This window comes from Streptomyces ossamyceticus, assembly GCF_001418475.1.
Classification (GTDB): domain Bacteria; phylum Actinomycetota; class Actinomycetes; order Streptomycetales; family Streptomycetaceae; genus Streptomyces; species Streptomyces ossamyceticus.
On sequence record NZ_LIQX01000804.1, the window covers coordinates 1 to 7990 of the forward strand.

Below are 7990 nucleotides of genomic sequence, written 5' to 3' on the forward strand. Positions count from 1 at the left end.
GCCTACCCTCCGCCGACGTCGATACCCGGCCCCGGCGCCCCCTTCGCTCCGCAGGACCCGGCAGCCCACGCCTACACCTCCCACCTGCCCGGCGCGATGAGTGGCGCCCCCGTGCCGCCCCCTCCGATCAGCCCCGACGGACCAGGGCAGTTCCCGTACGGCTATGCGCCGTACCCGGGTGGCGGCCCCGGCCCGGCCGGGCACACGCACACCTCCGGTTACGGCTGGCCCCTCATGCCGCCCCCGCCGAGCAACGGGATGGGCATCGCCTCGATGGTGCTCGGGATCTGCGCGGCCACGCTGTTCTGCATGTGGCCGCTGGCGATCCTGCTGGGCGTGATGGCGGTGATCTTCGGCATCATCGGCCGCGCCAAGGCGAGCCGGGGCGAGGCGACCAACCCCGGGCACGCGCTGGCCGGGATCATCTGCGGCATCGCCGGCTTCCTCATGGGCATCGGCTTCTTCGTCCTGATCGTCGTAGCACCGGACGGCACGGACGAGTCGGACACCGACGTCTTCGACGACGGCTACGACACTTCCCTGTCCCTGGTCCTACCGACCGAGAACGCCCCACCGCCGCTCGCCCGCTCAAGACTTCTCGGCACCCGGTGAATGATCAGCAGTCGGCATGGCTGGAGTGGGTGAAGGGGCTGCCTCCGACGCAGGGGGCTGCCGCGGAGTGGTTGCGCGTCCAGTTCGGTGTCCTCGGCGTGGCTGATCCCGTCGACCTGATCAAGTCCGAGGTCCTGGAGGATCTTCCGCAGCTCGCCCGTTTCGTGCTGTTGCGCAGTCTGTGGCGGGGCGCGATCGACGCCTGGTCGGAACCGGGTTCGCTCGATCAGCTGCCCGCCGCCCAACGCCTTCTGGCCGCCGGAGCGGATGAGGAGGACCTTGTGCGCCTGGTTCGAGCCGTCGCCTATGAGGCGGTGTTCGTGACGCTCGACGAACTGGACACCGGCACGGAGGTGAACGCGACGGGTGTGGATGCCGGCTGGGTCGTCATGGAATCGGGCGCGGACGGATCCCCGACCGGGCGAACCCTGGCGGGCCTGCACGAGGATCTGCTGACCATGGACCCCGGCGGGCGTGAGGGAGCCGACCTCTGGGAATGAGACGGGGCGGGACGCATCAGCACGGCAGGGCCGGAGAGCTCTGAGCGGGTTCACGGGTCCGGGACATCGTCCCAGGGGTGTTGTACAGGCCGCCGCGTCTACGCCCCGGTTACCCCTCCTCCCCCCGCAGCAGCCGCTCCCGTGCCTCCATCAGGGCGAAGCCCAGCAGGTTGGGGCCGCGCCATTTCGTGGGGTCCATCGCGCGTTCGTCGTCCGCCGCGAGGCCGATGCCCCAGACGCGGTCCAGGGGGCTGGCCTCGACGAGGACGCGGCCCGTCGTGCCCAGCAGCCAGGCCCGCAGGTCGTCGTGCGCGGCGAACTTGTGGACGCTGCCCTCGACGACGATGCCGAAGCGCTCCCGCTCCCACAGGGCCTCGTCGAAGCCGCGTACCAGGCGCCCCACCTTCTTCGCCATCGCCGGGCTCGACGCCGCGACGGCCTTGCGCTCCGCCTCCACGTCGCCGAACAGCCGGGCCTTGGACGCCATCATCCAGTGCTCCGCCGTCGCGTACTCCACGCCGTCCACCGTGAACGGCGACGGCCACCACTGACTCAGACAGCTCGGCCCCACCCGGCCGTCGGGCCGCGGACGGTGCCCCCAGAAGTGCAGGTACTTGACCCTCGCCCCCGCCTGGACCTCGCTGACCAGCGCGTCCCAAGAATCGATCTTCAGCATGCCGACGAGTGTGGCACCCGCCACTGACACTCCGTCCTCGATTTTCGCCTGCGACTGGACACCTGGTCGACAGATTCCGTCGCGTAACCAAAAGGCAACAACGGAATCACTTGTTGATGCCCCATCCCTCTGTCAGGATCGGCACTCAAATCGAGCTGGAGCTACGCCACCCGCCCCCGGAACACAGGGGGACAAGGCGGAGGAGAGCGACATGCAGAACCCGGGCACCGCCACCCCGGACCGATTCCCCGTGCAGGAACGCTTCGCGGCGGGCGCGCAGTACATCGCCGGCCGCCTCACGAAGGGCACGTCGGGTCACACCCACGCGGTCGTCGACCCCGCCACCGGTGACGAGGTCCTCACCTACGAGCTGGCCGGCACCGACGACGTGGACGCGGCCGTCGCCGCCGCCCGCCGCGCTTTCCCCGGCTGGGCCGCGGCCACGCCCGGGGACCGGTCCGACGCGCTGCACCGGTTCGCCGCCGTGCTCGCCGACCGGGCCGAGGAGTTCGCCCGCGCCGAGTCGCTCCAGTGCGGGAAGCCGCTGAAGCTCACCCGTGAGTTCGACGTCCCCGGCACCATCGACAACACCGCCTTCTTCGCGGGCGCGGCCCGGCACCTCCAGGGCCAGTCGGCCGGCGAGTACTCCGGGGACCACACCTCGTACGTGCGGCGTGAGCCCATCGGTGTCGTCGGCTCCATCGCCCCCTGGAACTACCCTCTCCAGATGGCCGCCTGGAAGATCCTCCCGGCGGTCGCCGCGGGCAACACGATCGTCCTGAAGCCCGCCGAGCTGACCCCGCTCACCTCGCTGCTGTTCGCGCAGGCCGCCACCGACGCCGGAATCCCAGACGGTGTGATCAACATCGTCACCGGCACCGGCAGGGTGGCCGGCGAGCACCTCGTCGGGCACCCCGATGTGGCCATGACGTCCTTCACCGGGTCCACCGCCGTCGGCAAACGGGTCGCCGAGATCGCCACGGCCACCGTCAAGCGGCTCCACCTGGAACTCGGCGGCAAGGCACCCTTCGTCGTCTTCGACGACGCGGACCTCGACGCCGCCGTGCACGGCGCCGTCGCCGGCGCCCTCATCAACACCGGGCAGGACTGCACGGCCGCCACGCGCGCGTACATCCAGCGTCCCCTCTACGAGGCGTTCGTCGAGCGCACGGCCGCCCTCATGGAGACCGTCCGGCTGGGCGACCCCTTCGCGCCCGGCACCGACCTCGGGCCGCTGATCTCACACGTCCAGCGCGACCGGGTCGCCGCCTTCGTCGACCGGGCCCGCGGGTACGCGCGCGTGGTCGCCGGCGGTCAGGCACCGCAGGGGGATCTCGGGAAGGGCGCGTACTATCGTCCGACCCTCGTCGCCGACGCCGCGCAGGACAGCGAGATCGTCCAGTCGGAGATCTTCGGCCCCGTCCTCGTCGTCCTGCCCTTCGACAGCGACGACGAAGGCATCAGCCTGGCCAACGACACCCCGTACGGGCTCGCCGCCTCCGCGTGGACGCGCGACGTGTACCGGGCGGGCCGTGCGACACGGGAGATCAAGGCCGGGTGCGTGTGGGTCAACGACCACATTCCGATCATCAGCGAGATGCCGCACGGCGGCTCCAAGGCGTCCGGCTTCGGCAAGGACATGTCGGCGTACTCGTTCGAGGAGTACACGCAGATCAAGCACGTCATGTTCGACAATACGGCGGTGGCCAGGAAGGACTGGCACCGCACGATCTTCGGGGACCGCTAGTCAGACCGGGGACCGGCCGCCCGACCTCCGGCCGGTCCTCGCCACCCTCCCGAAAGGGCACCTCCCGAAAGGGCATCACGCGCATGGAGCAGTACGAGCCCGACCGCCTGTCCCCGGCCCAGGTGGCCGCCATGCGGCGCAGTCTCAGGAACGGCAGGGCCGCGCTGAGCCGCCGTTCGCTGCTGCGCGCCGGAACGGGCGGCGCGCTCGCCGTCGGCGCGCTCGGCACGCTGAGCGCCTGCGGCATCCCCGCGGCGAAGAACACCGCGGGCGTCTCGTCCGAGGACCACTCGGCCAAGGAGAAGGAGATCGCCTTCTCCAACTGGACCGAGTACATGGACGTCGACGACAGCGGCAAGCACCACCCGAGCCTCGACGCGTTCACGAGGCGCACCGGCATCAAGGTCAAGTACACCGAGGACATCAACGACAACGTCGAGTTCTTCGGCAAGATCAAGCCGCAGCTCGCCGCCGGTCAGGCCACCGGTCGTGACCTCATCTGCGTCACGGACTGGCTGGCGGCCCGGCTGATCCGCTTCGGGTGGGTGCAGAAACTGGACCCGTCCAACCTGCCGCACGCCTTCATGAACCTCTCCCAGCAGTTCCGCAGCCCGGACTGGGACCCGGGGCGGGCCTACTCCTACCCCTGGCAGGGCATCTCGACCGTCATCGCCTACAACAAGAAGGCCCTCGACGGCGAGGAGGTCAAGTCGGTCTCCGACATGCTCGACAACCCCAAGCTGAAGGGCCGCATAGGCTTCCTCTCCGAGATGCGCGACAGCATCGGGATGACCCTGCTCGACATGGGCAAGGACCCGGCGAAGTTCTCCGACGACGACTACGACGCGGCGATCGCCCGCCTTCAGAAGGCCGTCGACCAGGGTCAGATCCGCCGCTTCACCGGCAACGACTACACCTCCGACCTGACCAAGGGCGACCTGGCGGCCTGTGTCGCGTGGGCCGGTGACGTCGTCCAGCTCAAGGCCGACACCCCGGACGTCGACTTCGTCATCCCCGACAGCGGCTACATGACCTCGACCGACAACCTGCTGATCCCGAACAAGGCCCGCCACAAGACCAACGCCGAACGGCTCATCGACTACTACTACGAGCCGAAGCCGGCCGCCGAACTCGCCGCGTACATCAACTACGTGTGCCCCGTCGACGGTGTGAAGGCGGAGCTGGCCAAGATCGACGAGGACGCGGCGAACAATCCGCTGATCATCCCCGACGCCGCCATGGCGGCCAAGTCCCACGCCTTCCGCTCCCTCTCCCAGAAGGAAGAGACGGCGTACGAAGAGAAGTTCGCGAAGCTGACGGGGGCGTGACGAGGACCATGAAGACCACACAGAACAGCAGCGGTGACGTCCGCCTCACCGGCATCGGCAAGACCTACGGCTCCTTCACCGCCGTGCACCCGCTCGACCTGACCGTGCCGGAAGGTTCCTTCTTCGCCCTCCTCGGCGCCTCCGGCTGCGGCAAGACCACCACGCTGCGCATGATCGCGGGCCTGGAGGAGCCGTCCCAGGGGACGGTGTCGCTGGGCGAGCAGGACGTGACGCACCTCCCGCCGTACAAGCGGCCGGTGAACACCGTCTTCCAGTCGTACGCCCTCTTCCCGCACCTCGACATCTTCGAGAACGTCGCCTTCGGACTGCGCCGGCGGGGCCTCAAGAGCGTGAAGAAGCAGGTCGACGAGATGCTGGACCTGGTCCAGCTCGGCGAGCAGGCGCGCAAGAAGCCGCACCAGCTCTCGGGCGGCCAGCAGCAGCGCGTCGCTGTCGCCCGCGCTCTGATCAACCACCCCAAGGTGCTGCTCCTCGACGAGCCGCTCGGCGCCCTCGACCTCAAGCTGCGCCGCCAGATGCAGCTGGAGCTGAAGCGCATCCAGACCGAGGTCGGGATCACGTTCATCCACGTCACGCACGACCAGGAGGAGGCCATGACCATGGCCGACACGGTCGCCGTGATGAACGGCGGCCGGGTCGAGCAGCTCGGCTCCCCGGCCGACCTGTACGAGAACCCGAAGACCACCTTCGTCGCCAACTTCCTCGGTACCTCCAACCTCATCGAGGCCGAGGTCGACTCCAGGAGCGGTGAGGAGATCGTGCTGAAGGCGGGCGACGGCAAGCTCGTCCTGCCCGAGGCACGATGTGCGGCGCCCGCCACCACCGGCGGCAAGGTGCTCGTCGGCATCCGCCCCGAGAAGATCACGCTCACGCACGCGGACGACGCGGGCGAGATCCCGGTCGGCCGCAACCGCATCACCGGGAAGATCGCCGCGACCAGCTTCATCGGCGTCTCCACGCAGTACGTCATCGACAGCTCGGTCTGCCCCGACTTCGAGGTGTACGTCCAGAACATCGACCGCGACGCCCGACTCGTTCCCGGCGCCGACGTCGTCCTGCACTGGAGCCCGGCCCACACTTTCGGCCTTGATGCCGCCCAGTCCCTGCTTGCGGGGACAGCGGGCTCCGCCGGTGTCGAAGAGGGGGCGGCCCTGTGATGTCGACCCTCGCCGAGGCCGAGGCGCCGCCGCCCCTCGCCCCCGTCCCTACGGCGAAGCCGCCCCGCAGAAGGGGCCGCTGGACGCCGTATCTGCTCCTCGCACCCGGTCTGATCTGGCTGCTCGTGTTCTTCGCGATGCCGATGGTCTACCAGGCCTCCACGTCCGTGCAGACGGGCTCCCTGGAGGAGGGCTACCGGGTCACCTGGCACTTCGCGACCTACTGGGACGCGCTCGGCGAGTACTACCCGCAGTTCCTGCGCTCAGTGCTCTACGCCGGCACGGCGACGTTCCTGTGCCTGCTCCTGGGCTACCCGCTGGCGTATCTGATCGCGTTCCGCGCGGGGCGCTGGCGCAATCTGATCCTGATCCTGGTGATCGCGCCGTTCTTCACCAGCTTCCTGATCCGCACCCTCGCCTGGAAGACGATCCTCGCGGACGGCGGACCGGTGGTCGGCGTCCTCAACTCGCTGCACGTCCTCGACGTCACCAGCTGGCTCGGCCTCACGGCGGGTGACCGGGTGCTGGCCACGCCGCTCGCGGTGGTCTGCGGCCTCACGTACAACTTCCTGCCGTTCATGATCCTGCCGCTCTACACCTCGCTGGAGCGCATCGACGGGCGGCTGCACGAGGCGGCGGGCGACCTCTACGCGACCCCGTTCACCACCTTCCGCAAGGTCACCTTCCCGCTGTCCATGCCCGGTGTCGTCTCCGGCACCCTGCTGACGTTCATCCCCGCCAGCGGCGACTACGTGAACGCCGAACTCCTCGGCTCCACCAACACCCAGATGATCGGCAACGTCATCCAGAGCCAGTTCCTGAGGATTCTCGACTATCCGACGGCGGCTGCCCTCTCGTTCATCCTCATGGCCGCGATCCTCATCATGGTCACGGTATACATTCGCAGGTCCGGGACGGAGGATCTGGTTTAAATGGCCTTCCTGAACTGGCTCAAGCGGCATCTCGTGGTCATCGCGGGACTGCTCACCCTCGGATATCTCCTCCTGCCCAATGTCGTGGTCACGGTCTTCTCCTTCAACCAGCCGAAGGGCCGCTTCAACTACGAGTGGCAGGAATTCTCCACGGCCGCCTGGACCGACCCGTGCGGCGTCGCCGACCTGTGCGGCTCGCTCTCGCTCAGCCTCCAGCTCGCCGCCTGGGCGACCCTCGGCGCCACCGTCCTCGGCACCCTGATCGCCTTCGCGCTGGTCCGCTACCGGTTCCGCGCGCGGGGCGCCGTCAACTCGCTGATCTTCCTGCCGATGGCGATGCCCGAGGTCGTGATGGCCGCCTCGCTCCTCACTCTGTTCCTCAACCTGGGTGCTCAGCTCGGTTTCTGGACGATCCTCATCGCCCACATCATGTTCTGCCTCAGCTTCGTCGTCGTCGCTGTCAAGGCGCGCGTGATGTCGATGGACCCGCGACTGGAGGAGGCCGCGCGGGACCTGTACGCCGGCCCCGTCCAGACCTTCCTGCGCGTCACCCTGCCGATCGCCGCCCCCGGTATCGCGGCGGGCGCGCTCCTCGCCTTCGCGCTCTCCTTCGACGATTTCATCATCACCAATTTCAACGCGGGCTCGACCGTCACCTTCCCCATGTTCGTCTGGGGTTCGGCACAGCGTGGAACGCCCGTCCAGATCAATGTCATCGGTACGGCCATGTTCCTGATCGCCGTACTGTTCGTGGTGGCCGGAATGGTCGTCACGAACCGCAGAAAGCGACAGAAGGCATAACGCCGCCCGTCGGAATTCTCGTAGGGAGTTGAAATCATGGCCCCAAGCGCCATGAACCGCTGGACCAAGTCTCTCTCCGACGCACAGCCGGTCCCGTACTGGCTCGAAGACCCCGGCAAGCCCCACCCCGAGCCCGCCCTCACCGGCGCCGAGACCTGCGACCTGCTGGTCGTCGGCGGTGGCTACAGCGGACTGTGGACCGCGCTCATCGCCACG

8 protein-coding genes and 1 pseudogene are annotated in these 7990 nt (G+C 68.6%); 8 read left to right on the plus strand and 1 reads right to left on the minus strand.

The features are described 5' to 3' along the window. Together AOK15_RS39040 and AOK15_RS39045 are read left to right on the plus strand one after the other, a co-directional pair. Positions 1-612, plus strand: a 612-nt coding sequence (locus AOK15_RS39040) for a DUF4190 domain-containing protein (RefSeq protein WP_240508801.1), incomplete at its 5' end; no start/stop codon positions are given. After that, positions 609-1112 (plus strand): hypothetical protein, encoded by a 504-nt coding sequence (locus tag AOK15_RS39045; RefSeq protein ID WP_240508802.1) that lies wholly within the window; start codon positions 609-611, stop codon positions 1110-1112. The genes AOK15_RS39040 and AOK15_RS39045, both read left to right, overlap by 4 nt. Before the next feature lie 109 nt (positions 1113-1221). Here AOK15_RS39045 and AOK15_RS39050 read toward each other — a convergent pair whose 3' ends face one another. Then, entirely contained in the window at positions 1222-1788 is a 567-nt protein-coding gene (locus AOK15_RS39050) for an NADAR family protein (RefSeq protein WP_185093543.1), read from the minus strand. 211 nt (positions 1789-1999) lie between these two features. Here AOK15_RS39050 and AOK15_RS39055 point away from each other — a divergent pair, with 211 nt between their 5' ends. The 6 genes and pseudogenes from AOK15_RS39055 to AOK15_RS43345 all read left to right on the plus strand — a co-directional run. Then, positions 2000-3535 carry a gamma-aminobutyraldehyde dehydrogenase gene (locus AOK15_RS39055; RefSeq protein WP_055523706.1) on the plus strand — a complete coding sequence of 512 codons (1536 nt, stop codon included), beginning with the start codon at positions 2000-2002 and terminating at the stop codon, positions 3533-3535. Positions 3536-3618: 83 nt separating this feature from the next. Next, positions 3619-4863, plus strand: coding sequence for a polyamine ABC transporter substrate-binding protein (locus tag AOK15_RS39060; protein WP_055523709.1), 1245 nt, complete (start codon positions 3619-3621; stop codon positions 4861-4863). Positions 4864-4871: 8 nt separating this feature from the next. Further along, the gene (locus AOK15_RS39065) at positions 4872-6041 is read left to right on the plus strand and encodes an ABC transporter ATP-binding protein (protein WP_055523711.1); all 1170 of its coding nucleotides are present in this window, start codon (positions 4872-4874) and stop codon (positions 6039-6041) included. Continuing rightward, positions 6041-6973, plus strand: a complete 933-nt coding sequence (locus tag AOK15_RS39070) for an ABC transporter permease (RefSeq protein ID WP_055523714.1) — start codon at positions 6041-6043, stop codon at positions 6971-6973. The genes AOK15_RS39065 and AOK15_RS39070 overlap by 1 nt, the downstream gene beginning before the upstream one ends. Further along, a complete protein-coding gene (locus tag AOK15_RS39075; protein ID WP_055523717.1) occupies positions 6974-7774 on the plus strand; it encodes an ABC transporter permease in 801 nt (266 codons plus the stop codon). Between the two features lie 36 nt (positions 7775-7810). Then, positions 7811-7990 (plus strand): annotated as a pseudogene (locus AOK15_RS43345) (FAD-dependent oxidoreductase); the annotation flags it as partial.